Source organism: Labedaea rhizosphaerae (assembly GCF_004362825.1).
GTDB lineage: Bacteria > Actinomycetota > Actinomycetes > Mycobacteriales > Pseudonocardiaceae > Labedaea > Labedaea rhizosphaerae.
The window spans coordinates 269,670-293,428 of sequence record NZ_SNXZ01000004.1 but is presented as its reverse complement, the minus strand read 5'-3'; the positions used below and the strand labels follow the sequence as shown (position 1 = coordinate 293,428).

The 23,759-nt window shown below is 70.7% G+C and carries 23 protein-coding genes; 19 read left to right on the top strand and 4 right to left on the bottom strand.

What is annotated here, in order from left to right; translation table 11 throughout:
- Positions 1–62: 62 nt before the first annotated feature.
- From EV186_RS24235 to EV186_RS24225, 3 genes are read left to right on the top strand one after another with little or no spacing between them, the layout of a single operon-like run.
- On the top strand, positions 63–389 hold the full coding sequence (locus tag EV186_RS24235) for a PadR family transcriptional regulator (protein WP_133851695.1): 327 nt from the start codon (positions 63–65) through the stop codon (positions 387–389).
- Positions 386–742, top strand: a complete 357-nt coding sequence (locus tag EV186_RS24230) for a DUF1048 domain-containing protein (protein ID WP_133851694.1) — start codon at positions 386–388, stop codon at positions 740–742. Before EV186_RS24235 ends, EV186_RS24230 begins: the two co-directional genes overlap by 4 nt.
- Position 743: 1 nt before the next feature.
- Positions 744–1,055, top strand: a complete 312-nt coding sequence (locus EV186_RS24225; RefSeq protein ID WP_133851693.1) for a DUF1048 domain-containing protein — start codon at positions 744–746, stop codon at positions 1,053–1,055.
- A gap of 2 nt (positions 1,056–1,057) precedes the next feature.
- Here EV186_RS24225 and EV186_RS24220 read toward each other — a convergent pair whose 3' ends face one another.
- Both EV186_RS24220 and EV186_RS24215 read right to left on the bottom strand, forming a co-directional pair.
- Positions 1,058–1,510, bottom strand: a complete 453-nt coding sequence (locus EV186_RS24220) for a DUF3237 domain-containing protein (RefSeq protein WP_133851692.1) — start codon at positions 1,508–1,510, stop codon at positions 1,058–1,060.
- Positions 1,507–1,947: an ester cyclase gene (locus EV186_RS24215; RefSeq protein ID WP_133851691.1), complete on the bottom strand. Its 441-nt coding sequence runs from the start codon at positions 1,945–1,947 to the stop codon at positions 1,507–1,509. The genes EV186_RS24220 and EV186_RS24215 overlap by 4 nt, the downstream gene beginning before the upstream one ends.
- A gap of 58 nt (positions 1,948–2,005) precedes the next feature.
- On the opposite strand from EV186_RS24215, the gene EV186_RS24210 reads away from it, so the two are divergent.
- The 3 genes from EV186_RS24210 to EV186_RS24200 all read left to right on the top strand — a co-directional run bounded on the left by EV186_RS24210 (position 2,006) and on the right by EV186_RS24200 (position 4,981).
- Positions 2,006–2,587: a TetR/AcrR family transcriptional regulator gene (locus EV186_RS24210; protein ID WP_243754239.1), complete on the top strand. Its 582-nt coding sequence runs from the start codon at positions 2,006–2,008 to the stop codon at positions 2,585–2,587.
- A gap of 26 nt (positions 2,588–2,613) precedes the next feature.
- On the top strand, positions 2,614–4,548 hold the full coding sequence (locus EV186_RS24205; protein ID WP_133851689.1) for a TIGR03960 family B12-binding radical SAM protein: 1,935 nt from the start codon (positions 2,614–2,616) through the stop codon (positions 4,546–4,548).
- 61 nt (positions 4,549–4,609) lie between these two features.
- A complete protein-coding gene (locus tag EV186_RS24200) occupies positions 4,610–4,981 on the top strand; it encodes a VOC family protein (RefSeq protein WP_133851688.1) in 372 nt (123 codons plus the stop codon).
- A gap of 6 nt (positions 4,982–4,987) precedes the next feature.
- Here EV186_RS24200 and EV186_RS24195 read toward each other — a convergent pair whose 3' ends face one another.
- The gene (locus EV186_RS24195; protein WP_243754238.1) at positions 4,988–6,466 is read right to left on the bottom strand and encodes a S8 family peptidase; all 1,479 of its coding nucleotides are present in this window, start codon (positions 6,464–6,466) and stop codon (positions 4,988–4,990) included.
- Positions 6,467–6,689: 223 nt separating this feature from the next.
- On the opposite strand from EV186_RS24195, the gene EV186_RS24190 reads away from it, so the two are divergent.
- The 6 genes from EV186_RS24190 to proB all read left to right on the top strand — a co-directional run bounded on the left by EV186_RS24190 (position 6,690) and on the right by proB (position 14,448).
- Positions 6,690–7,433 carry a TIGR03936 family radical SAM-associated protein gene (locus tag EV186_RS24190; RefSeq protein ID WP_133851687.1) on the top strand — a complete coding sequence of 248 codons (744 nt, stop codon included), beginning with the start codon at positions 6,690–6,692 and terminating at the stop codon, positions 7,431–7,433.
- Positions 7,434–7,590: 157 nt separating this feature from the next.
- On the top strand, positions 7,591–11,010 hold the full coding sequence (locus tag EV186_RS24185; protein WP_133851686.1) for a translation initiation factor IF-2 N-terminal domain-containing protein: 3,420 nt from the start codon (positions 7,591–7,593) through the stop codon (positions 11,008–11,010).
- 157 nt (positions 11,011–11,167) lie between these two features.
- On the top strand, positions 11,168–11,479 hold the full coding sequence (gene rplU, locus EV186_RS24180; RefSeq protein ID WP_133851685.1) for a 50S ribosomal protein L21: 312 nt from the start codon (positions 11,168–11,170) through the stop codon (positions 11,477–11,479).
- A 16-nt stretch (positions 11,480–11,495) separates the two neighbouring features.
- On the top strand, positions 11,496–11,753 hold the full coding sequence (rpmA, locus tag EV186_RS24175; RefSeq protein ID WP_133851684.1) for a 50S ribosomal protein L27: 258 nt from the start codon (positions 11,496–11,498) through the stop codon (positions 11,751–11,753).
- Between the two features lie 89 nt (positions 11,754–11,842).
- Entirely contained in the window at positions 11,843–13,315 is a 1,473-nt protein-coding gene (gene obgE / locus EV186_RS24170) for a GTPase ObgE (RefSeq protein ID WP_133851683.1), read from the top strand.
- Between the two features lie 8 nt (positions 13,316–13,323).
- A complete protein-coding gene (proB, locus tag EV186_RS24165) occupies positions 13,324–14,448 on the top strand; it encodes a glutamate 5-kinase (RefSeq protein ID WP_133851682.1) in 1,125 nt (374 codons plus the stop codon).
- A gap of 45 nt (positions 14,449–14,493) precedes the next feature.
- On the opposite strand, the gene EV186_RS24160 is transcribed toward proB, so the two are convergent.
- Entirely contained in the window at positions 14,494–16,608 is a 2,115-nt protein-coding gene (locus EV186_RS24160) for a RecQ family ATP-dependent DNA helicase (RefSeq protein WP_243754237.1), read from the bottom strand.
- A gap of 135 nt (positions 16,609–16,743) precedes the next feature.
- On the opposite strand from EV186_RS24160, the gene nadD reads away from it, so the two are divergent.
- The 7 genes from nadD to EV186_RS24125 all read left to right on the top strand — a co-directional run bounded on the left by nadD (position 16,744) and on the right by EV186_RS24125 (position 23,438).
- On the top strand, positions 16,744–17,340 hold the full coding sequence (nadD, locus tag EV186_RS24155; RefSeq protein WP_133851680.1) for a nicotinate-nucleotide adenylyltransferase: 597 nt from the start codon (positions 16,744–16,746) through the stop codon (positions 17,338–17,340).
- Between the two features lie 54 nt (positions 17,341–17,394).
- Entirely contained in the window at positions 17,395–17,772 is a 378-nt protein-coding gene (gene rsfS / locus EV186_RS24150) for a ribosome silencing factor (protein ID WP_133851679.1), read from the top strand.
- Positions 17,769–18,380, top strand: a complete 612-nt coding sequence (locus EV186_RS24145; RefSeq protein ID WP_133851678.1) for a histidine phosphatase family protein — start codon at positions 17,769–17,771, stop codon at positions 18,378–18,380. The genes rsfS and EV186_RS24145 overlap by 4 nt, the downstream gene beginning before the upstream one ends.
- A gap of 163 nt (positions 18,381–18,543) precedes the next feature.
- On the top strand, positions 18,544–19,254 hold the full coding sequence (gene octT, locus EV186_RS24140) for a diglucosylglycerate octanoyltransferase (protein WP_133851677.1): 711 nt from the start codon (positions 18,544–18,546) through the stop codon (positions 19,252–19,254).
- 40 nt (positions 19,255–19,294) lie between these two features.
- Complete coding sequence (locus tag EV186_RS24135) at positions 19,295–20,137, top strand: DegV family protein (protein WP_133851676.1); 843 nt, start codon at positions 19,295–19,297, stop codon at positions 20,135–20,137.
- Between the two features lie 86 nt (positions 20,138–20,223).
- A complete protein-coding gene (locus tag EV186_RS24130) occupies positions 20,224–21,021 on the top strand; it encodes a ComEA family DNA-binding protein (RefSeq protein ID WP_243754236.1) in 798 nt (265 codons plus the stop codon).
- A gap of 62 nt (positions 21,022–21,083) precedes the next feature.
- Entirely contained in the window at positions 21,084–23,438 is a 2,355-nt protein-coding gene (locus EV186_RS24125; protein ID WP_133852141.1) for a DNA internalization-related competence protein ComEC/Rec2, read from the top strand.
- The last annotated feature ends 321 nt before the right edge of the window (positions 23,439–23,759 follow it).

The following is a 23,759-nucleotide window of genomic DNA, read 5'->3' as shown; positions in this document are numbered from 1 at the left end:
TCGGTGATACCGTGTACCAGTACTCGGTGCCACCGAGTACTGGTACGTCCGGGAGGGCCGGGATGGACGACCTGACGGAGATGCTGAAGGGCACCCTCGAGGGCTGCGTGCTGCAGATCATCGGCAGCGAGGAGATCTACGGGTACGCCATCACGCGTCGGCTGAACGAACTCGGCTTCGTCGACGTCGTCGAAGGCACGGTGTACACGATCCTGCTGCGACTGGAGAAGAACGGGCTCGTCCAGGTCACGAAGCGACCGTCCGGGCAGGGCCCGCCACGCAAGTTCTACAGGCTCAACGACGCTGGGCGAAAAGAACTCAAGGCGTTCTGGGCGAAATGGGAGTACATCTCGATACGGATCGACAAGCTCAGGGAGGGCGGGGAATGAACTTCTGGGAGACCATCACCGGCAGCGATCTCACCCGGGAATGGAAAGCGTTCGAAGCCCGGGCCACGAAATTGCCTGCCGACTACCAGGCGGCGTGGAGTCAGATCAAAACTCATCTGTTTCCTTACGGCGGGTTCTCCGGTCGCAACCTCATGCCGATCCTCGACGGTGCGCTGCGTCTGCTCGAGGAGTCGGCGTCCGACGAGCTTGGCATCCACGAGGTGCTGGGCGACGACATCGCGGGTTTCTGCGCGGCGCTCGCCGGCGGGCACGGCGCTCGGACCTATCGCGACCGGTGGCGCGAGCAGTTGAACGGGACCGTCGCACGGAAATTGAGCCGGCTGGGAGGGTGACATGGGAATCAAGGACATCATCGACGGCAAGAAGTACTGGCGCGCGCACGTGGCCCGGATCAAAGCGCTCCCACGGGACTACCGGATCGTCTACAACGAGATCCAGCGCTACTTCTTCAAGGTCGGGCCGGTCGAGTTGCTCGACGGGTCCCTGTTCGAGGGGATCCTCGACTTCTTCGAGGAGGGCGTGGCGGCCGGCAAAGGAGTCCTGGAGCTCGTCGGCAACGACGTCGCGGCCTTCTGTGACGACTTGATCAAGGGCTCACGCACGTTCGCGGATATTTACCAGGAATCCCTCAACGCCAGGAAATAGCGTCAAACGACCTCGGCGACGTGGTAAGCGACGCCGCCCTCGACGACGTATCCCGAACCGACGCAGACGATGTCGTTGAGCCATTGGAGCCGGTCGGCGCCGGTCTCGAACAGCAGGGCGGTGCGGAAGTAGTGATTGCCGGGCACACCGTCCGGGCGGACCCACCGGCCGCCGTAGGTCATGTGCACCAGGTCGCCGTCGTCGGTGCGCAAGGTCAGCCGGACGTCGAGGGTCATGGTCCCGTCGGGCCGGAACAGGGCCCAGTCACCGCCGCCGGGCAGGACCTCGCCGCGCAGCCGGTCACCGTCGAAGCTGCCGCCCGCGGCGCCGAACAGGACGCGCCGGCCGAGCGGTCCGGCGCCGATGTCCAGCCGCGGGTTCAGGTCGATCACGATGTCGAACAGCGGCCGCACGCCGATCGGCGCCACGGACCGGACGCGGGGGTCGAGGGTCATGCGTTCACCCCGAACAGCTTGCCGCGCACGGCATCGGTCGACACGCCGGACTGGGCGCACAACGTCGACAAGTCGAAGAAGAACCGTTCCGCGGCGATCAGGCCGTCGGCGAAGCGGAACTGGATGAACACCGGCACCTCGGCGCGGCGGCCGTTGGGCGTCACGCCGAACCGGGTGCCGGTCATCGTCATGCGGGCGGTGCCCCAGCAGGTCAGGCTTTCACCGTCGCTTGCGTGCCCGTCGAGGGTGACCGCGTAGTCGGGAAACGATGCGAAGAAGCGGGTCAGCGCGCGCTCGTTGGCGGCGATGCCGCGGGCCGTCGTGCCGAACGCGGGCGTCGTCAGCTCCATGTCCGGGTGCAGCAACTCCAGGGCCGCGGGCACGTCCTGCGCGCTCTTCGCGACCGCCAGCGCTTGTACCAAGGCGAATTCCTTCATGAACTAAGCGTACGGTCGTACGTACTTATAAGCAAGGAGGTGTGCCAGGATGACGTCGATGAGCGAGGACCGGCGGCTGTTGCGGGGTGCCCAGTCGCGGCAGGCGATCGTGCGGCACGGCGTCGACCTCGCCTCCCTCGAAGGGCTCGACGGCCTGAGCTTCGGCCGGCTCGCGACCGACCTGGGTATCAGCAAGAGCGGGATCCAGACCTTGTTCGGCACGAAAGAGCAGCTGCAGCTGGCCGTCGCGGAAGCGGCCCGGGCCGCCTTCGAGACCGCGGTGATCACGCCGACCGGCCACCACCCGCACGGCGCGGTGCGCCTGCGGGCCCTGGTCGAGAAATGGCTGGTCTACGCCGAGGAACCGCTCTTCCCGGGCGGGTGCTTCTGGGCGGCCAACCTGCCGGTGTTCGACAGCCGGCCGGGTCCGGTGCGTGACGCCCTGGCCCAACACCAGCGCGACTGGCGGCTGCTGCTCGCCACGCAGCTTCGCCACGCCGGCAGCTCTGCCGACGCCGAGCTCACGGCCTTCCAGCTCGACGCGGTGCTGATGGCCGCCAACACCGCTTTGCGGCTCGACGACAACAGCGCCGTACGGCGGGTCCACCGCATCGTGGACACCCTGCTCGCCCCGGCATGAGAACAGCGCAGCTACTCTGGGGAACCGTGCGTGGAGAGTCCGTTTTCCCCCAGCTGGAGCAGTTGCTGCCCCGGGTGTCCAAGCCTGTCCAATACGTAGGCGGCGAACTCAACGCCACCCTCAAGAGCTGGGACGAGGCGACCGTCCGCTGGGCCCTGATGTACCCGGACGCGTACGAGGTCGGCCTGCCCAACCAGGGCGTCATGATCCTCTACGAGGTGCTGAACGAGCAGCCCGACGTCCTGGCCGAGCGCACCTACGCGATCTGGCCGGACCTCGAGGCCCTCATGCGTGAGAACGGCGTCCCCCAGTTCACGGTGGACGGCCACCGCCCGGTCGGCGACTTCGACCTGCTCGGCGTCAGCTTCGCCACCGAGCTCGGCTACACCAACCTCCTGTCGGCGCTGGACCTCGCCGGCATCCCACTGCACGCCGAGGACCGCGGGGACGACCACCCGGTGGTGGTCGCGGGTGGGCACGCCGCCTTCAACCCCGAGCCCATCTCCCGGTTCATCGACGCGGCGGTCCTGGGCGACGGCGAGGAAGCCGTCCTGGAGATCACCGAGGTGACCAGGACCTGGAAGAACGAGGGCAAGCCCGGCGGCCGCGACGAGTTGCTCCTGCGCCTGGCCGAGACCGGCGGCGTCTACGTCCCCAAGTTCTACGACGTCACCTACGCCGACGACGGCCGCATCGCGGAGGTCCGGCCCAACCGTGACCGGGTCCCGCCACGCGTGGTCAAGCGCACCACCATGGACCTGGACGCCTGGCCGTACCCCAAGAAGCCGCTGGTCCCGCTGGCCGAGAGCGTCCACGAGCGGATGAGCGTGGAGATCTTCCGCGGCTGCACGCGGGGTTGCCGCTTCTGCCAGGCCGGCATGATCACCCGTCCGGTCCGCGAGCGCTCCATCGAGGGCATCGGCGCGATGGTCCACAGCGGACTGGACGCGAGTGGGTTCGAGGAGGTCGGGCTCCTGTCGCTGTCCAGCGCCGACCACTCGGAGATCGCCGAGATCACCAAGGGCCTGGCCGACCGCTACGAGGGCACCAACACCGGTCTCTCGCTGCCGAGCACCCGCGTCGACGCGTTCAACATCGACCTGGCCAACGAGCTCTCCCGCAACGGCCGCCGCTCCGGGCTGACCTTCGCGCCCGAGGGTGGCAGCGAGCGGATCCGCAAGGTCATCAACAAGATGGTGTCCGAAGAGGACCTGATCCGCACGGTCAGCGCGGCCTACGCGGCGGGCTGGCGGCAGGTGAAGCTGTACTTCATGTGCGGGCTGCCGACCGAGACCGACGACGACGTCCTGCAGATCGCCGAGATGGCCAAGAACGTCATCCGCGCGGGCCGGGAAGCCAGTGGCCGCAAGGACATCCGCTGCACGATCTCGATCGGCGGGTTCGTGCCGAAGCCGCACACGCCGTTCCAGTGGGCCGCCCAGTGCGACCCGGAGACCGTCGACAGCCGGCTGCGCAAGCTGCGCCAGGCCATCAACGCCGACCGCGGCCTCGGCCGCAACATCGGCATGCGCTACCACGACGGTCAACCGTCCCTTGTGGAGGGTTTGCTCTCCCGCGGCGACCGCCGGGTCGGGGCCGTGATCGAGCAGGTGTGGCGCGACGGCGGCCGCTTCGACGGCTGGAGCGAGCACTTCTCCTACGAGCGCTGGATGTCCGCGGGGGCCGAGGCGCTGGCACCGTTCGGTGTGGACGTCGCGTGGTTCACCACCCGCGAGCGCGACGAGGACGAGGTCCTCCCGTGGGACCACCTGGACTCCGGCCTGGCCAAGGACTGGCTCTGGGACGACTGGCAGGACGCCCTCGACGAACAGGAACAGGACGACTGCCGCTGGACCCCGTGCTTCGACTGCGGCGTCTGCCCGTCCATGGGCACCGACATCGAGGTCGGCCCGACCGGCCGCACCCTGATCCCGATCACCCCAGTGGGCTCCTCTCTCTGACCAGAAGCTTGGACGGACCTGCTGCGGGAAATCGAGTAGCAAGCGCCGTTACGGTGGACCGATGGGATCGGTCAGGCAGTTCCAGGTCACCTTCGACTGCGCGGAACCCGAGCGTGTCGCCCGGTTCTGGTGCGAGGTGCTGGGCTACGTCCCGGCACCTGGAGGATCGGCGTGCGTCGACCCCGAAGGGGTGGGACCGCGGCTGTACTTCCAGCGCGTTCCCGAGGACAAGGTCGTCAAGAACCGCGTGCACCTGTGCGTGCGGGCCGGCACCGGGCTCGTGGGCGCGGAACGACTCGCGGCGCTCGAAGCCGAATGCGCGCGGCTGGTCGCGCTCGGTGCAACGCACTTCCGGACACTGCTCGCCGACGGCGAGAACGAGTCGTGCATCGTGATGCAGGACGTCGAGGGCAACGAGTTCTGCCTCGACTGACTGGTGCTAACCGGTGACCGCGGCCAGCGCGTTCACCAGGCCGTGCCCGTAGAACCCGTTGTACGGCCCGTATCCCGTGCAGTAGCCGTCCTGCGTGCCGGTGCCGTTGAGGTCGTAGTCGGCCGGGCATGGCACCTGGCTGGCCTCACCGGTCAACATGGTGGCCAGCTCCCGCGGGGTGCTGCCGGGGTGCCGCGAGGCGAGCAGCGCCACCACACCGGTCGCGTGCGGTGCCGCCATCGACGTGCCGCAGAACCGGTCGTAGCCACCGGGAACGGTGGAGAGCACGCACTCCGAATTCGGGTCCGTGGCGCTGCGGGTGAACTCGCCACCCGGAGCTGTCACATCCACCACGCCTAACCCGTAGGAGCTGTAGCCGGCCTTGACGCCGTTCTCCCCGACGGCCGACACCGCGATCACGTCGCGTAACCCGGCGGGCAGGACCTTGCAGCCCCGGTCGAGTTGCCGGTCGGCCTGGTCGGTGCCGACCGTGCTGTCGCTCGTCGGCTGGGCCTGCGGGTCGCTCAGGTCGGTCGCCTCGTTGGTCGCCGCGGCGACGGTGGCCACGCCCTGCTGGGTCGAGTAGCGCACCGCGCGGCGCACCGCTTCGTACACAACGCCTTCGGAGCCGTCGTGGTCGCAGGTCAGCAGCCACGGGTCGACGAAGTAGCTGTTGTTGGTGACGGTCATGTGCTGCTTCGCGGCCCACATCAGCCCGCACACGGCGGCCTCGGGGTAGATCAGCCCGTCGTCGTCGACCACCTTCACCGAGGCGATCCGCACGCCCGGCGCCACGCCCGCGACGCCCTTGCCGTCGTCGGCGGCCGCGATGATGCCCGCGACGTGCGTGCCGTGCGCGGAACCCGTTGGCGCCCAAGCCTTCGGCGACGTGTCCGGCTTGCCGCTCAGGCAGCCCGCCGACTTGTTCGCCGCGACCGCGTCCGCGAGATCGGGGTGCTTGGCGTCCACGCCGGAGTCCAGCACGCCGACGACCACGTCCTTGCTGCCCTCGAGCAGCAGGTGCGCCTTGTCGGCGCCGATCATCCGCATGTCCCACTGGTCGTCGGCGCGGTCGACGGTGCTGACCTGCTCGGTCGCGTGCGTGCTCTTGCTCGCGTGGGTCTCGTCGGCCTTGCGCCGGTGGGCCGTGCCGTCGTCGGTCTCGGCCAGCCGCTGCGCGCTGAACGCGCGCTCGGGGCCGATCCGGTCGTCGAAGTGCGAGTCCTCGGTGGTGGCCACCGCGACCGCGATCTGCGGGTAGTAGATCGTCGTGGCGCCGCACGCGGCCCCGATCTGCGACTTGGCGGTCTGCTCGACGGTGCCCGGGTCGAAGACGACCAGGTAGCGCAGCTGGTGCCCGGTCGGCGTGCACTCGCCTGGCACCGGGTCGGGGCCGGACGCCGCAGCTGTGCTCAGCGGGAGCAAGCCGGTGACGACCACGGCCGCACAGACCGCCGCCACCTTCGCACCGCGCGGTGCGCGCACGGGCACAACCTCCACTTTTCGGGTCGGCCGGAGTTCGGGGTTTCCCGGCTGTCCACCTGAGCGGACGGTAGCCAGCCGGGATCGCCCAGACAAGTTCAACCGCGCAATTGGCCCTCCCGGTACGGTGCTCACAGCCAGTCGAACCACGACTGGAGCAGGACGGACCCCACCAGAAGGAGTAGCGCTGAGCCGCGCCGACCAACCCAACCCGTCCGCCCCGGCCGTGCAGCGGATGCGTATCCGGTACGCGAAACGGGGACGACTGCGGTTCACCTCGCACCGCGACGTCGCGCGGGCCTTCGAGCGGGCGCTGCGGCGCGCGCACGTGCCGATGGCGTACTCCCAGGGGTTCAGCCCGCGCCCGAAGATCTCCTGGATCGGCGCCGCGCCGACCGGGGTGGCGAGCGAGGCCGAGTACGTCGAGATCCAGCTGGTCCGCGAGGTCGACCCGGCCGGGCTGGTCGCGGTGCTCGACGAAGCCATGCCGCCTGGCCTGGACGTCCTCGAAGCGGTTCCGGCCGGAACCGGCTCGCTGGCCGAGCGCGTCGAGGCCAGCCGCTGGCGCATCGAGTTCGACGGAGTGCCCCCTGAGCAGCTGAAATCGGCGGTCGACGCGTTGCTGGCGGCCGAACGGGTGGACGTCGAACGGCTCACGAAGGACGGCAAGCGCACGATCGACGCCCGGGCCGCCGTGGTGGCGGCGGTTGTCGACGCGGCCCCCGGTGAGTCGGCTCCGTGTGGGATACTCGACGTGGTTGTGCGGCAGACAACGCCTGCGGTGCGACCCGACGACGTGTTGAGCGCGCTCCGTGTCGTTGCCGACCTGGCCCCGCCGGTACCCGCGAAGGCGACCCGGATGGCGCAGGGACGGCTCGACGACAGCGGCGGCTTGTCCGACCCGTTGGCCCAGGACAGGGTCGCGGCGCCGGACCGGCAACCTGCGGCGCCTCGATCCGACGCCGACTGACCTGCCGCTACCGGTTCGCCGGGCGGTGTGAGGCAAGGATTTCGCCGCTGCGAGGCGGTGGACAGGCAGACCCTCGACCACGGGTGCGCGGTCGAGAACGAACGAGGCCCCTGCGCGGCCGCGTCCTCGAGGACGCGCCCGGGGGCGGAGGAGCTACATGTCGGAAACATCTACGCCCGCCGGTGGCACCGGCGGGGATAACAGCACATCCGCACGTCCTGAGCTGGCCGAGTTGCCGGCCAAGGTCCGCGTGCACGCGCTGGCCAAGCTGCTCGGCAAGAGCAGCCGTGAGGTCATGGACGCGCTCGACAACCTCGGCCAGGGCGCGCGCAGCGCCCAGTCCAGCGTGACGAAGGACACCGCGCTGCAGGTCGCGGACGCGCTCCTCGGTTCGGTCGACCCGGTCGGCTTGGCCGGGCTGGTCGAGGAGGCGGCGGCTGAGCCCGCCGCCCCGGTCGCGGCGCCCACCAAGCAGCCGCCGCCGACCCCGGTGTTCGCCACCGCGTCGCCGCTGTTCCTGCCGCCGACGGAGGCGCCCGCGCCGGTCCGTCCGGCGCGCGAGGAGCCCAAGGCCGAGCCGGAGCCGATCGACCAGGCCGATGAGGACGCGGAGTCCGCTGACGTCGACGACTCCGACGATGCCGGGGCCGACGGGGCTGATGATGGCGACGAGGGCTCGCGCCGCAGGCGCAGGCGTGGTCGCCGCGGTCGTGGCCGGGGCAAGGGCGGCGCGGACGACGGCGACGACACCGCAGAGCAGTCCGCCGACGCCGGCGACCAGGCCGAGGACGACCCGAAGGCCAAGGACGACCAGGACGACTCGGCCAAGTCCGAGAAGGCGTCCGAGAAGTCCGACGACGCCGAAGGCGACGAGGGCAGCAAGCGGCGTCGCCGCCGCCGCCGGCGCAAGGGCAACGGCGAAGCCGACTCGACCACCGAGGACGACCCGCCGAACACCGTCGTGCACGTGCGCGAGTCCCGTGAGGCCAAGCCCGAGACCAGCCGTGACGAGGTGCGCAGCGTGCGTGGCTCGACCCGGCTCGAGGCCAAGCGTCAGCGCAGGCGCGACGGCCGTGAGGCCGGTCGCAGGCGTGCGCCGATCCTGTCCGAGTCCGAGTTCCTGGCCCGGCGCGAGGCCGTCGACCGCACGATGGTGGTGCGCGAGCGCCCCGACCGCACGCAGATCGCCGTGCTGGAGGACGGGGTGCTCGTCGAGCACTTCGTGACCTCGGCCGGCAGCGGCTCGATGGTGGGCAACGTGTACCTGGGCCGCGTGCAGAACGTGCTGCCCAGCATGGAGGCGGCGTTCGTCGACATCGGCCGTGGCCGCAACGCCGTGCTCTACGCCGGTGAGGTCGACTGGGACGCCGCCGGGCTCGAGGGCAAGGCGCGGCGCATCGAGCAGGCGCTCTCCACCGGCGACAGCGTCCTGGTGCAGGTCACCAAGGACCCCGTCGGGCACAAGGGTGCGCGGCTGACCACGCAGATCAGCCTGCCGGGCCGGTTCCTGGTGTACGTGCCGGGCGGCGGCGCGACCGGGATCAGCCGGAAGCTGCCGGAAAACGAGCGGCGCAGGCTCAAGGACGTGCTCAAGCGGATCGTTCCCGAGGACGCGGGTGTGATCATCCGCACCGCGTCGGAGGGCGTCAGCGAGGAAGAACTCGCCCGCGACGTGCGGCGCCTGCAGGCGCAGTGGCAGGTCATCAAGGACAAGGTCGACGCCGAGGCGTCGAACAAGGGCAAGAAGTCCAGCGCGCCGACGTTGCTCTACGAGGAGCCGGACCTGCTGGTGAAGGTCGTGCGTGACCTGTTCACCGAGGACTTCGCCGGGCTCGTGGTCCAGGGTGCCGACGCCTGGGACACGATCGACGCGTACGTCCGGCATGTGGCACCTGAGCTGACCGACCGCGTGCGCAGGCACGTCGGCCCGGCGGACGTGTTCAACGAGCACCGCATCGACGAGCAGCTGCTCAAGGCGCTGGATCGCAAGGTGTGGCTGCCCTCGGGTGGCTACCTGGTGATCGACCGCACCGAGGCCATGACCGTCATCGACGTGAACACCGGCAAGTTCACCGGCAGCGGCGGCAACCTCGAAGAGACGGTGACCAGGAACAACCTGGAATCGGCCGAGGAGATCGTCCGCCAGCTGCGCCTGCGCGACATCGGCGGCATCATCGTGATCGACTTCATCGACATGGTGCTGGAGGCCAACCGGGACCTGGTGCTGCGCAGGCTGACCGAGTGCCTGGGCCGCGACCGCACCCGCCACCAGGTGGCGGAGGTGACGTCGTTGGGCCTGGTCCAGATGACCCGCAAGCGCGTGGGCACTGGCCTGCTGGAGGCGTTCAGCACGCCGTGTGAGCACTGCAAGGGCCGTGGCGTGATCGTGTCCACGGACCTGGAGGCTCCCGCGAACGGCGGTCACCAGCACCAGCACGCCCCGGCCAACGGCAAGCGCAACGGCCGCGACCACGGCAAGTCCAAGGACACGTCCACCAAGGACACGAAGGACGCCCGCGACAAGGCCCCCGACCCCGACGCGCCCGGCAAGGGCACGGCGGTGGCTTCGACCAGCGCGGCGGCTTCGACCAGCACGACGGAGCCGGCCCCGGCCGAGTCCGCGAGTGCTGCGGCGACTCCGCTGAGCACCGAAGCTCCCGCGGCGGCGGCGGTCGCTGCCGGCACGACCGACAGCTCTGCTCCCGTAGATCAGAGGTCAACGGTTGCGCCGCATGCTGCTGCGGATGATTCCACCCAGGCAGGCCCGGAAGCGGGATCGCCGCAGGTGAACTCGGCCCCGGCGGCCGATTCCACCGCGACGGGCACCGGTTCGCCGGCCGCGCCGATCGCCGGCTCGGCCCCGGTGGACGCGGGCGCGCCGGCCGTGTCGCCGAGCGTCGAGGCGGTGTCGACCCCGGCTGTTGCCCCGGCAACGTCGTGGGACAGCTCCTCGGACCAGTCCGACGAGGCCGAGTCGTCCTCGGCTCCGGCCGCCATCGAGTCCGCGGCGCCGACCTATGGCACCGCGCCCGTGGCCCAGGCCGAAACAGCGCCTCAGCCGCAGGCTGAAGCCCCGACGGCCGGTTCTCCGGTCACGGGCAGCGAGCCCGCGCAAGACGCCGCTGAGTCGGCCCAGGCCTCGGTGGCGACCGAATCGGAGCCGGCCGGCTCCGCGGCCGCTAAGTTGCCTGCTGAGCCGGCGCAGGTCGAGTCGGCGGCGGCGGAGTCCGTGCAGGTGGACGGGGCTCAGGAGCGCGCTGAGCAGGCCACCCGCCGGCGGCGGCACGGGAAGGTGGTCCGGCCCGCCGGGGCACCAGCGCCCGTCGTGGCGCCTGCTGTCGAGGTCAGTGTGCCGCCGGTGCCGGAGGGGCAGTCGCGGGTGCTGGTTGCGCCCGAGGAGTCGCTCAACGGCCACGAGGCGCAGGCCGAGACCCCCGCCGAGAACGTGGTCTCGAGCGCTGCGGCGTCCGAGGCGGACGGGCCCGAGGCACTGGCCCTCCCGCGTCGGCACCAGCCGCGCCGGGCCGTGTCGCGGCCTGCCGGTCCACCGGTCCACACGCCGGGCGAGCCGTCATGACCCACCCCGGTTTGACCCTCGTTCCGGCCGCCACGTAACCTGTATGTCGGCCCGCCGTTCCGGTGGGCCGAGTCGTGCAGAGACCGGTTCAGAGCAAGAGTGGACCCCGGTCACGCGTGACCCCCTAATCGTCGAGTAGCAGGAGACTTCCGTCCCGATGTACGCGATCGTCAAGACAGGCGGCAAGCAGTACAAGGTGGCTGTCGGCGACGTCGTCGAGGTCGAGAAGCTCGAGGGTGCCGCGGGCACCGAGCTCACCTTCCCCGCGGTGCTCGTCGTCGACGGCGACGACGTCACCACCGACGCCGCCGCGCTCGAGAAGGTTTCGGTGACCGGCAAGGTCGTCGAGCAGACCAAGGGTCCGAAGATCCGGATCCACAAGTTCAAGAACAAGACCGGGTACCACAAGCGGCAGGGTCACCGTCAGAAGCTGACCCGCGTCGAGGTCACCGGCATCACGACCAAGTAAAGGACGTCCAGCAGCCATGGCACACAAAAAGGGCGCATCCAGCTCGCGGAACGGGCGTGACTCCAACGCCCAGTACCTGGGTGTGAAGCGCTACGGCGGCCAGGTCGTGAAGGCCGGCGAGATCCTGATCCGCCAGCGCGGTACCAAGTTCCACCCCGGCGTCAACGTCGGTCGCGGCAGCGACGACACGCTGTTCGCGCTGTCGGCCGGTGCGGTCCAGTTCGGCGAGAAGCGCGGTCGCAAGACCGTGAACATCGTCCCGGCCGAGGGCTGAGCCCCGCCGAGACAACGCAAGACCCCAGTACGAGGGGCGGGCCGGTGCATCAACCGACCCGCCCCTCGTCGCATGCATGAGAGGTTCCCGTGTCCAAGTTTGTTGACCGCGTGGTGATCCATCTCGCCGGCGGTGACGGTGGGCACGGCTGCGCGTCCGTCCACCGCGAGAAGTTCAAGCCGCTCGGCGGCCCCGACGGCGGCAATGGCGGCAACGGCGGTGACGTCGTACTGGTCGTCGACAGCAACGTCCACACGTTGCTCGACTTCCACTTCCGCCCGAACGCCCACGCCACCAACGGCAAGCAGGGCCAGGGGTCCAACAAGGACGGCGCGGTCGGCGAGGACCTCGAACTGCACGTGCCCGACGGCACCGTTGTGCTCACCGCCGACGGCGATGTCGTCGCCGACCTGGTCGGCCCCGGCACCCGGTTCATCGCCGCCCGTGGCGGCCGTGGCGGCCTGGGCAACGCCTCGCTCGCGTCCAAGGCACGCCGGGCCCCCGGCTTCGCCCTGCTGGGCGAACCCGGCGAGGCCAGGGACCTCGTGCTGGAGCTGCGCTCCGTCGCCGACGTCGGCCTCGTGGGCTTCCCGTCCGCGGGCAAGTCGTCGCTGATCTCGGTGCTGTCCGCGGCCCGTCCCAAGATCGCGGATTACCCGTTCACGACCCTCGTGCCCAACCTCGGCGTGGTGACCGCGGGGGAGACCGTGTTCACCATGGCCGACGTGCCCGGCCTGATCCCCGGCGCCAGTGAGGGCAAGGGCCTCGGCCTCGACTTCCTGCGGCACATCGAGCGGTGCTCCGTGCTCGTGCACGTGGTCGACTGCGCCACCTACGAACCCGGCCGCGACCCGCTGTCCGATGTGGACGCGCTGGAAGCGGAGCTGGCCCGCTACACCCCGGCGCTCGGCGGCGACCTGGCCGACCGCCCACGGGTCGTCGTGCTCAACAAGATCGACGTGCCCGAGGCACGCGAGCTCGCCGAGCTGATCCGCCCGGACCTCGTCGAACGTGGCTTGCCTGTCTTCGAGGTGTCCACCGCGACCCACGAGGGCCTGCGCGAGCTGACCTTCGCCCTCGCCGAGGTGGTCGAGCGCGACCGCGCGAGCAAGCCGGTCCAGGAAGCGACCCGGGTGGTGCTGCGCCCGTCCGCCGTGGACGAGACCGGCTTCACCGTCGAACCCGACCCCGAGCAGCCCGGCGGCTTCGTCGTGCGTGGCGAGCGGCCGGAGCGCTGGATCCGGCAGACCAACTTCGACAACGACGAGGCCGTCGGCTACCTCGGCGACCGGCTGGCCCGCCTCGGCGTCGAGGAGGCACTGGCCAAGCTCGGCGCCGAACCCGGCTGCCCGGTCACCATCGGCGACTGGACGTTCGACTGGGAGCCGTCCACGCCGGCCGGCGTCGCGGTCATGATGACCGGCCGCGGCACCGACGCCCGGCTCGAGCAGAACGACCGCGTGAGCGCGGCCGACCGCAAGGCGGCCAAGCGTGCGCGCCGTGCGCTCCGGATGGGCTTCGACTCGGGTGCCGCCGACGAAGACGAGGGCGACATCGAGTGAGCCAGCCGGTGACCTCCCGGTCGGCGACCCGTGAACGCATCGCGGCCGCCGGCCGTGTGGTGGTCAAGGTCGGTTCGTCGTCACTTACCACCGCCCGTGGCGGGCTCGATCCTGCTCGGCTGGACGCGTTGGTGGATGCTCTCGCCGTCCGGCGGGCCGCGGGCAGCCAGGTGGTGCTCGTGTCCTCCGGGGCCATCGCCGCGGGCCTCGCCCCGCTCGGCATCGGCAAGCGCCCGCGCGATCTCGCGACCCAGCAGGCGGCCGCGAGTGTCGGCCAGCTGGCGCTGGGCCACGCCTACGTCGCCTCGTTCGCACGGCACGGCCTGCAAGTGGGTCAAGTACTGCTCACCTCCGATGACGTGGTCCGGCGCGCGCACTACCGCAATGCGCAGCGCACGTTCGATCGTTTGCTCAGCCTCGGCGTCGTGCCCGTGGTCAACGAGAACGACACCGTGGCCACCCAGGAGATCCGCTTCGGCGACAACGACCGGCTGGCCTCGCTGGTCGCGCACCTGATCGGGGCGGACGCCCTGGTCCTGCTGTCCGATGTGGACGGCCTCTACGACGGCGATCCGCGCCGGGGCAAGGCCAACCGCATCGACGAGGTCGCCGACGACGCGGACATCGCGGACGTCGAGGCCACCACCAACGGCGCCTCCGGGCTCGGCACCGGCGGCATGGCGTCCAAGCTCAGTGCCGCTCGGATCGCCAGTGCCGCGGGCGTTCCCGTGCTCGTGGCCGCTGCCGGCGATGCCTCGGCGGCCCTCGGTTCCGCCGAGGTTGGCACGGCCTTCGCCGCCCACGAACGCCGCATGCCCGCCCGCCGCTTCTGGCTCGGCTACGCGGCGGACGCGGCCGGACGCCTGCGCCTGGACGCGGGTGCCGTCCGTGCCGTGGTCGCCAAGCGCCGTTCCCTGCTCGCCGCAGGCATCACCGAGGTCAGCGGCGCGTTCGAAGCCGGCGACGTCGTCGACCTGGTGGACCCCGACGGCAAGGTGGTCGCCCGCGGCGTCGTCGCGTTCGACTCGGCCGAACTGCCCGGCCTGATAGGTCTGTCCAGCCACGAACTGGCCCCGGAACAACGCCGCGAGGTCGTGCACGCCGACGACCTGGTCCCGCTACGGGCTCGCTGACCCTCGATCCAAATCTTCGCTCCTTCCCGTCTGCACTACCTCCGGTCAGCTCGTCGTGGCCAAGGCGAACGGCAGCACCGAGTCCGCGCCCGCGTCACGCAGCAGCTTCGCCGCGACGGTCATCGTCCAGCCGGTGTCCACCTGGTCGTCCACCAGCAGCACCGGACCCTCTACTTCGGACAATCGGGCGGCCAGCTCGCCCGGTACCTTCAGCGACTCGGTCAGCTGCGCCAGCCGCTGCGCGCTGTTCGCCCGATGCCCCGTCGGCCCGCTCAGTTCCACCGTGCCGAAGAACGGCAGCCGCCCGATCGCCGCGAGCCGCTCGCCGACACTGCGCACCAGCACAGGTCGCCGATGTGAACCAATGCTGACCACCCCGACCGGTCGCTCACCCCATTCCCATTTCGCAAGCACGCCAACGCATGCGCCGAACAGGTCCTCCGGCAGTGCCTGATCCGCCACCGCGCCGTCCTCGCCGGTCGCGAACAGCTCCCGCAAACGATTGCCCCAGCCAATGTCGGTGAGCCTGCCCACCGCCCGTCCCGGCTGCGCGCTCTGTCCGGCCGGGATCTTCCCCGACAAGCTCACCCCGACCGACGACATGCCCGTCGGCCATTGCTTGCGTGGCGCGATCTCCACCCCTGGTCGCCCCAGCCGCTCCTGCGCGGCGTCGGCGACCTCTTCGGACACCTTCACGTCCCACGAGGAAGCAGTGCAGTTGTCGCACCGGCCACACGGCGCGGCGTGCGGATCGTCCAACTGCCGCAACAGGAATTCCATCCGGCAGCCCGTGGTGCGCTGGTACTCGATGATCGCCTGCTGCTCGGCTTTCCGTGCCTGGCCGATGCGGTGGTACCGCTCGCCGTCGTAGGACCAGCCCTGTCCCGTCGAGAGCCAGCCACCCTTGACCCGTTGCACGGCGCCGTCGACATCGAGCACCTTGAGCACCATCTCCAGGCGCGTGCGGGACAACTCGACGCGCGGTTCGAGCGCCGCCGTCGACACCGGCCGCGACGCCTCGTCGAGCGCCCGCAACACCTGTCGCACAACAGGTTCCGGCGGAAACGCGAGCGAGGCGAAGTATGCCCAGATGTCCCGGTCCTCAGTGCCCGGCAACAACAACACGTCGGCCTTGCGCACGCCACGGCCCGCACGGCCGATCTGCTGGTAGTAGGCGATCGGCGACTGCGGTGCGCCCATGTGCACCACGAAACCCAGGTCCGGCTTGTCGAACCCCATGCCCAGGGCCGACGTCGCCACCAACGCCTTGACGCGGTTGTTCAGCAGGTCCTCCTCGGCCTGCAGCCGCTCCTCCTGCGGCGTCTTGCCGGAGTACTCGTGCACCGGGAAGCCGCGATCACGCAGGAAACCGGCCACTTCGGACGCAGCCGCCACGGTCAGCGTGTAGATGATCCCGGATCCCGTCAGCTCACCCAGGTGATCGGCGAGCCACGCCAGCCGCGTGCGGGAGTTGGGCAACTGCAGCACCGCCAGGTGCAGGCTCTCCCGATCGAGCGCACCACGCAGCACCAACGCCTCGGAGCCGTCGATGCCGAGTTGCTCCACCACGTCGGTGACCACGCGGTCGTTCGCGGTCGCCGTCGTCGCAAGCACCGGCACCCCCGGTCGCAGTTCGCCGAGCAGCGACCGGAGCCTGCGGTAGTCCGGGCGGAAGTCGTGGCCCCAGTCGGAGATGCAGTGCGCCTCGTCGACCACCAGCATGCCGGCGGACGCGGTCAGCGACGGCAACACGGTGTCGCGGAAATCCGGGTTGTTGAGCCGTTCCGGGCTCACCAGCAGCACGTCGACGTTCCCGGCGGCGACTTCGTCCTGCACCTCCGTCCACTCGTGCTGGTTGGCCGAGTTGATCGTGACCGCACGCACGCCGGCCCGTGCCGCGGCGTCGATCTGGTTGCGCATCAAGGCAAGCAGTGGCGACACGATCACGGTCGGGCCTTCGCCCTGTGCCCGCAGTAACGCCGTGGCGACGAAGTAGACGGCCGACTTGCCCCAGCCGGTTCGTTGCACCACGAGCGCACGCCTGCGGTCGACCACGAGCGCCTTGATGGCGGTCCACTGGTCGTCGCGGAAGCGGGCGTCCTCGCCCGCCAACGCCCGCAGGTGCTTCTCCGCGGAATTCCTGATCGCGTCTTCGTTCACGGAACAACACCTACCCCAGCCCACCGACAGGCTCCAGGACATGTCCGGGCGAGGGGTGCCCTTCGCCCGGCTTTCTCGATTCAGTCGGGGTGGGATGCGCGCGTGACCGATCACCGCCCCGTACCCTGACCAGCTATGTCCCCGCGTCGAATCGGGATCATGGGCGGCACGTTCGACCCGGTCCACCACGGCCACCTCGTGGCCGCGAGCGAGGCTCAGTCCCGGTTCGCGCTCGACGAGGTGATCTTCGTGCCGACCGGGACGCCGTGGCAGAAGAGCGACCGCACGGTGAGCCCGTCGGAGCACCGCTACCTGATGACCGTGATCGCCACGGCGTCCAACCCCGGGTTCTCCGTGAGCCGGGTGGACATCGACCGCGGCGGCCAGACCTACACCGTGGACACCCTGCGTGACCTGCGCGAGGCCTACCCGGACGCGGAGCTGTTCTTCATCACCGGCGCGGACGCGCTCGAACAGATCCTCTCCTGGCACCAGGCCGACGAGCTGTTCACGCTCGCGCACTTCATCGGCGTCAACCGGCCCGGCTACCACCTCGACGACGAGCACCTGCCGCGTGGCTCGGTCAGCCTGATGGAGGTGCCCGCGATGGCGATCTCGTCCACCGACTGCCGCGTGCGCGTCGCGGGCGGCAAACCGGTCTGGTACCTCGTCCCCGACGGCGTCGTGCAGTACATCTCCAAGACCGGCCTGTATGCGGCGGACGACGGCTGACGGGCGTCTGCGGGTACCCTCGGGTGGCTTGAACACCCGAGTCAGAGGAGTGACGTGGCAGCGACATCCGATGCCCGCCGTCTTGCATTGGTGGCGGCCGCCGCTGCAGCCGACAAGAAGGCGACCGACGTGCTCGTGCTCGACGTGTCGGAACAGCTCGTCATCACCGATTGCTTCGTGATCGCCTCGGCTCCCAACGAACGCCAGGTCAACGCCATCGTCGACAGCGTCGAGGAGAAGATGCTGGCGGCGGGCACCAAGCCGGTGCGGCGCGAGGGCGCCCGCGAGGGCCGCTGGGTGCTGCTCGACTTCACCGACGTCGTCGTGCACGTCCAGCACTCCGAGGAGCGCTCCTTCTACGCCCTGGAACGGCTGTGGAAGGACTGCCCGCGCATCGAGTTCGACCCGGTCGGCGCGGACGGTCCGACGTGACCCTTGCGCGGTTGGTGCTGTGGCGGCACGGCGAGACCGACTACAACGCGTCCGGCCGCATGCAGGGTCACCTCGACTCGCACCTGACGGAGACCGGCTGGAACCAGGCCCGGTTCGCCGTGCCCGTGCTCGCCCGGTTCGCGCCGGACATCGTCGTCGCCTCCGACCTGCACCGTGCGACCGACACCGCGACCGTGTTCACCGACGCCACCGGCGTACCGCTGCGCATCGACAAGCGGCTGCGGGAAACCCACCTCGGGACCTGGCAGGGCCGCACGACCGTCGAGGTCGACGCGGAGACCCCGGGCATCATCAGGACCTGGCAGAACGACCCGACGTGGGCGCCGCCCGGCGGGGAGACCAGGGTCGAGGTGGCCGAGCGCGCGTTCGAGGTGGTCGAGGACGTCGACGCCACCGAGGACACCGCCGCGATGCTGTGCACGCACGGCGGCCTCATCACGGCCCTGACCGGGCGGTTGCTGGACCTGCCGGTCGACACGTGGCCGGGGCTCGGCGGCATCGGCAACTGCCACTGGGTGGTGTTCGAACGCAGGCCCGGCACGCTGCGCTGGCGGCTCAAGACCTACAACGCCGGGATCATCGGCTAGTGCCTCGTCACAGAAGGTTGGTGCGGTTGTCCGTGGATCCAGTCGTTCGCTGGCAAGGCGGCCGGAAGTCCTCGTACTGGATGTACTCGGGCTTTCGGCCAACGCAGCCGGCGGGCGACTGGGCCGCGGAGAATCGTGCTGAACCTTTTGTGGCGGGGCACTAGTGCCTACGTTGCTGGTGTTCGGCGACTCGCTGAGCTTCCACGGTCCGGACGGGCCGAAACCGTCGAGCGAGCCACGGCTCTGGCCCAATGTCGCCGCGGGACTCCTCGGTGTCCAGGCGGAGCTCGCCGCCGGTTTCGGCTGGACCGCGCGCGACGCCTACTGGTCGCTCACCGGCGATCCACGCGTGTGGTCCCTGCTGCCGGACACCAAGGCGATGGTGCTGGCCGTCGGCGGGATGGACACGCTGCCCTCACCGTTGCCCACCTACCTGCGCCAAGGCATCCGGTACCTGCGGCCGGATCGGCTGCGCCGCCTGGCCCGGCAGGGGTACCTCGCCGCGCAGCCGTGGCTGGCGCGCGCGCTCCGTGGGCGGCCGGTCGCGTTGCCGCCTGCGTTGACCGTGGCGTACCTGGACCGCACGGTCGTCGCGGTGCGCGCTCTGATGCCTGACCTGCCGATCGTGGGGGTGTTGCCCAGCCTGCACCGCGCGAGCGCGTACGGGCTGGTGCACACGGGCCGGGATCGGGCCGTGCCGCTGCTGCGTGCCTGGAGTGCGCGGGCGGAAGTCCCCCTGATCGACCTGGCGGAACTGACCGGCGAGCACGTGCTGAGCGGCTCGGGGAACCCCGACGGCATCCACTGGGGCTGGGCCGGGCACGACACGGTCGGCAAGGCGGTCGCGAGCCTGCTGGACCCGCTGGCGGCGTGATACCGGCTCGCTGCGGTCCGGGGACGTAGGCTCCACTGCCGTGTCCGTCGCCGTCGTCACCGACTCCACCGCGCACCTGCCGGAGGGCTTCGCCGCCCGGCACGCGGTGCACGTGCTGCCGCTGCACGTGCTGGTCGACGACGTGGCCGGGCTGGACGGTGTGGACATCGGACCGGCCGAGCTGGCCAAGGCGTTCAGCGAACGGCGCACCGTGACGACGTCCCGGCTGGTGCCTGCCGAGCTCGCCGAGCGGTACCGGTCGTTGTTGGACGCCGGCGCGGACAGCGTCGTGTCGGTGCACCTGTCGCGTGAGCTGTCCGGGACGTGGGAGTCCGCGCGTGCGGCCGCCGAGGAGGTCGGTCCCGACCGGGTCCGGGTGGTCGACTCCCGCACCACCGCGATGGGGCTGGGGTTCGCCGTGCTCGCCGCGGCGCGAGCCGCAGCCGATGGCGAGGACGGCGCCGGGGTCGAAGCCGCCGCGGCGGCCGCCGCCGAGCGGACCATGACGTTCTTCGTGCCGGAAACCCTGGAGCACCTGCGTCGTGGCGGGCGGATCGGCGCCGCCGCGGCCCTGCTCGGCACGGCGCTCGCCGTGAAGCCCGTGCTGCACGTGGACGCGGGTCGGATCGTGCCGCTGGAGAAGGTCCGGACCATGGGCCGGGCGCTCGCCAGGCTCGTCGAGCTGGCCGCCGACGCCGCGGGATCGGGGGAGGCGCAGCTCGCCGTGCACCACCTCGCCGCGCCCGAGCGGGCCGCGGAGCTGGCCACCCGGCTCGACGAAAGGATTGCCGGCTCGAGCGGCTGCGTGGTGTCCGAACTGGGTGCGGTGATCGGCGCACACACTGGTCCAGGCGTGTTGGGCGTGGTCGTCCACCGGCTCTGAAACCCGAGTTGTCCACAGGCCACCAGTTGTCCACAGATCTGTCCGCGCAGCGTTGACCAGCCCCGATCCCCACTACCGTCGAATGCGTGTTCGATTCCACGCGACAGCTCCTCGCCGACCGCTCCTCGGCCGCCGCGCGCCTGCGCGCGCTCGCCAACCGGGCTGACCCGCGCCGCCCGGATGACGAGCTGCCCGACGATCAAACCTGGACAGAAGAGCCGGGTGCGCCGCCGCCCGTTCGCGGCTACGTCCACGGTGGGCACGGTCGCCGCTGGCTGGTGATCGGGCTGGCCGCCGTGGTGCTGCTGGCCGCCGGGATCGGCATCGCCGTCGCGTCCGGTGGGCCGGTGGCCGAACCGGTCAGCGACCTGCCCGCGGCCGCCAACACGCCGACCGCCGCGCCGACCGTCAGGAGCGCGGCGGTCCGGCCGAGCACGGCGTCGACGCCGCGGATCGTGGTCAGCGTGCGCGGGAAGGTCCGGCACCCCGGCTTGATCACGCTCGCGCCGGGCGCGCGTGTGGCCGACGCGATCAAGGCGTGCGGCGGCCTGCGGCACGGCGCCGATCCCGGTGCGCTCAACCTCGCCCGCAAGCTGGCCGATGGCGAACAGATCTACGTGGCGATCCCCGTTCCGCCGGGTGCGGACGTCGCGGTCGCGCCATCGGCGGACGGTGACGCGCCAGGCCAGTCGAAGGTCGACATCAACACGGCGAGCGCGGAGAAGTTGGACACCCTGCCCGGCATCGGCGAGGTCACCGCGCAGCGGATCGTGCAGTGGCGTCAGCAACACGGCCGGTTCGCGAGCGTGGACCAGTTGCAGCAAGTGCCCGGTATCGGCGATGCCAAGCTCGCGTCGCTGCGCGATCTGGTGGTGGCCGGGTGAGCGGATTCCTGCCCGTCGGAGCTCGTCCCCGGGATTGGCGGCTGGTGCCGGCGGCCGTCCTCATGTGGCTTGGCGGTCTTCTCGGCGTGCTCGTCGACTGGCGGTTCGGCCTGGCCGCCGGCCTGTTCGGCGCCGGGATCGGGGCTGCCGCGTTGGTCATGCGCGGTGAGTCCGAACGTGCGCGGTGGTTTCGGCGTGGTGCAGGGTGGTCGTTGGTGGTGTGCGGCATCCTGCTGGCCGTTCCGGTCACCCTCCGGGTCCACAGTGCACAGACGGATCCGCTGCGGTTGCAGGCACTCGTCGGTGCGCACGCGGATTTGCGGGTGACCATCACGCAGCGGCCACGACCGGTGTTCTCGCCCGGGTTCGGTGGCCGGCCGTCGGGCGTCACCACCGACGTGATCACGGCTGAGGTCATCGATGCCCGCGCCGATGGTCAGGTGATCAACTCGCATGGTTCGGTGCTGCTGCTCGCGCCGGTCGCCGGGTGGTCCTCCTTGTTGCCCGGACAGCAGGTCACCGCGCACGGCACGTTGGCACCGGCCCGATCCGGAGACCTGACGGTGGCGGTGCTCAAGGTGCGCGGGCCACCGGAACGCGCCGGTCCGGCTCCGGTGTGGCAACGCGCCGCGGGCTCGCTGCGGGCCGGTCTGCACTCGGCGTCGTCCGCTGTGCTGTCGCCGGAGCCCGCTGGGCTGCTGCCCGCGCTGGTCGTCGGTGACACGGACGAGGTCAGCAAGCAGGTGCAGGACGAGTTCCGTGTGGCGGGCCTGTCGCACCTGCTCGCGGTGAGCGGCGCGAACCTGGCCATCCTGTGTGTCGCGGTGCTTCTGCTGTTGCGTGCCGCTCGCGTCGGCCCGCGGTGCGCTGCCGTGGGTGCGATGGCGGCGACGGTCGGGTTCGTCCTGCTCGCCGGGCCGGAACCGAGCGTGCTCCGCGCCGCCGTGATGGCCGCGGCCGGTTTGCTCGCGTTGGCCCTCGGCCGGGAACGGGCGGCGTTGCCCGCGTTGGCCGCCTCGATCATCGTCCTGGTCGCGTACGACCCGGCGATGGCCGTGTCCGCAGGCTTTGCGTTGTCGGTGCTGGCGACGGCCGCGTTGGTGCTGCTGGCCCCGCGTTGGTCGACGGCGTTGTCGCGACGCGGGGTGCCGGTCGCGGTGGCCGAGGCGATCGCGGTGCCCGCTGCCGCGCACGTGGTCACCGCGCCGGTGATCGCGGGGTTGTCCGGGCAGATCAGCCTGGTCGCGATCGTGGCCAACCTCGTGGTGGCGCCGGTCGTCGCGCCGGTGACGGTGCTCGGCGTGCTGGTCGCGGTCGTCGCACCGATCGCGGGGTGGCCTGCGGAACTGCTGGCGAGGCTCGCCGGACCGGAGGTCGGCTGGCTGATCACCGTCGCCCGGCACGCGGCCGCGGTGCCGGGCGCCACGATCAGCTGGCCGGGTGGCTGGCTCGGTGGGGCGTTGCTCGCCGTGATTCTCGCTGGATTGTTCATTGCCTTGCGGCACAGGCGAACGCGGGTCGTCGTCGGTGCCGTGCTGGGCGCGCTCCTGCTGGTGGTCGTGCCGATCAAGGTGATCGCGCCCGGCTGGCCTCCGCCCGGCTGGGCGATCGTCGCCTGCGACGTCGGCCAGGGCGACGCCTTGGTGCTGGCCACCGCCGATCCCGGCCGCGCCGTGGTGGTCGACACCGGCCCGGACCCCGGCCCGGTCGGCAGCTGTCTTGATCGCCTGGACGTGTCCCGCGTTCCACTGGTGGTGCTCAGCCACTTGCACGCCGACCACGTCGGCGGCTTGGCCGCGGTCCTGGACGGTCGCTCGGTCGGTGCCGTGGCGGTCGGTCCGGCCCGCGTGCCCGGCTGGGCATGGCACCAGGTGCAACAGGAGACGGCTGCCGCGAAGGTGCCGCTGGTGCAGTTGGCAGTGGGGGAGCACCTGCAGTGGCCGGGCTTGGGCATGGACGTCCTGGGTCCGGAACCCGCCGAGGCCACGCCGCGCACGGAAGCCGACGGCACGGAGATCAACAACAGCTCGGTGGTGCTCAAGGCCACGACCCCGGCGGGCCGGATCCTGCTCACCGGCGACGTGGAACTGTCCGCACAAGCCGATCTCTTGAGTGCCGGCGTGGATCTCAGCGCTGACATCGTCAAGGTGCCCCACCACGGCAGCCGCTACACGGCCCCGGCCTTCCTGGACGCGGTGCACGCCCGTGTCGGCTTGGTCAGCGTCGGCGCCGGAAACCCCTACGGTCACCCAAGTCCAACAACGTTGGCAGTACTGGCAACCCGTGGCGTGATGGTCCTCCGTACCGACCAAGACGGCGACGCGGCGGTCCTGCCCGGCCCCACCATCGTCCGCCGCGGCCACCACACGATCCTCGCCGTCCCTCAACCCCGAGCCCCACCACGGCCGACCAGGTGATCACCGCCATGCGATGGCGATGACGTGTTCGGTGGTGCGGCAGCGCAACTTTCTCGTTCTTCCAGGCCGGCTACGTGGAATGCCGTTGATCGGCGGCGGTGAGCCGAGTATTTGGGGGTGGTACTCGCTTTCTCCACCAGGGCCTGCGTGCGCCGCGGCCACCACACAATCCTCGCCGCGTCCCAGCCCCGAGCCCCACTGCATCCGGCCAGGTGATCACTGCCCAGAGATGGCGATGACGTGTTCCGTGTGAGGCAGCGCAACTTCTCGTTCTTCCAGGTCGGCGACCGGGAATGGCGCTGGTCGGCGGCGATGAGGCCG

Coding starts and splice junctions, on each gene's coding strand:
- EV186_RS24235 (WP_133851695.1), top strand. CDS start 63: ATGGACGACCTGACGGAGATGCTGAAGGGCACCCTCGAGGGCTGCGTG.
- EV186_RS24230 (WP_133851694.1), top strand. CDS start 386: ATGAACTTCTGGGAGACCATCACCGGCAGCGATCTCACCCGGGAATGG.
- EV186_RS24225 (WP_133851693.1), top strand. CDS start 744: ATGGGAATCAAGGACATCATCGACGGCAAGAAGTACTGGCGCGCGCAC.
- EV186_RS24220 (WP_133851692.1), bottom strand. CDS start 1,510: ATGACCCTCGACCCCCGCGTCCGGTCCGTGGCGCCGATCGGCGTGCGG.
- EV186_RS24215 (WP_133851691.1), bottom strand. CDS start 1,947: ATGAAGGAATTCGCCTTGGTACAAGCGCTGGCGGTCGCGAAGAGCGCG.
- EV186_RS24210 (WP_243754239.1), top strand. CDS start 2,006: ATGAGCGAGGACCGGCGGCTGTTGCGGGGTGCCCAGTCGCGGCAGGCG.
- EV186_RS24200 (WP_133851688.1), top strand. CDS start 4,610: ATGGGATCGGTCAGGCAGTTCCAGGTCACCTTCGACTGCGCGGAACCC.
- EV186_RS24185 (WP_133851686.1), top strand. CDS start 7,591: ATGTCGGAAACATCTACGCCCGCCGGTGGCACCGGCGGGGATAACAGC.
- rplU (WP_133851685.1), top strand. CDS start 11,168: ATGTACGCGATCGTCAAGACAGGCGGCAAGCAGTACAAGGTGGCTGTC.
- rpmA (WP_133851684.1), top strand. CDS start 11,496: ATGGCACACAAAAAGGGCGCATCCAGCTCGCGGAACGGGCGTGACTCC.
- nadD (WP_133851680.1), top strand. CDS start 16,744: ATGTCCCCGCGTCGAATCGGGATCATGGGCGGCACGTTCGACCCGGTC.
- EV186_RS24125 (WP_133852141.1), top strand. CDS start 21,084: ATGTGGCTTGGCGGTCTTCTCGGCGTGCTCGTCGACTGGCGGTTCGGC.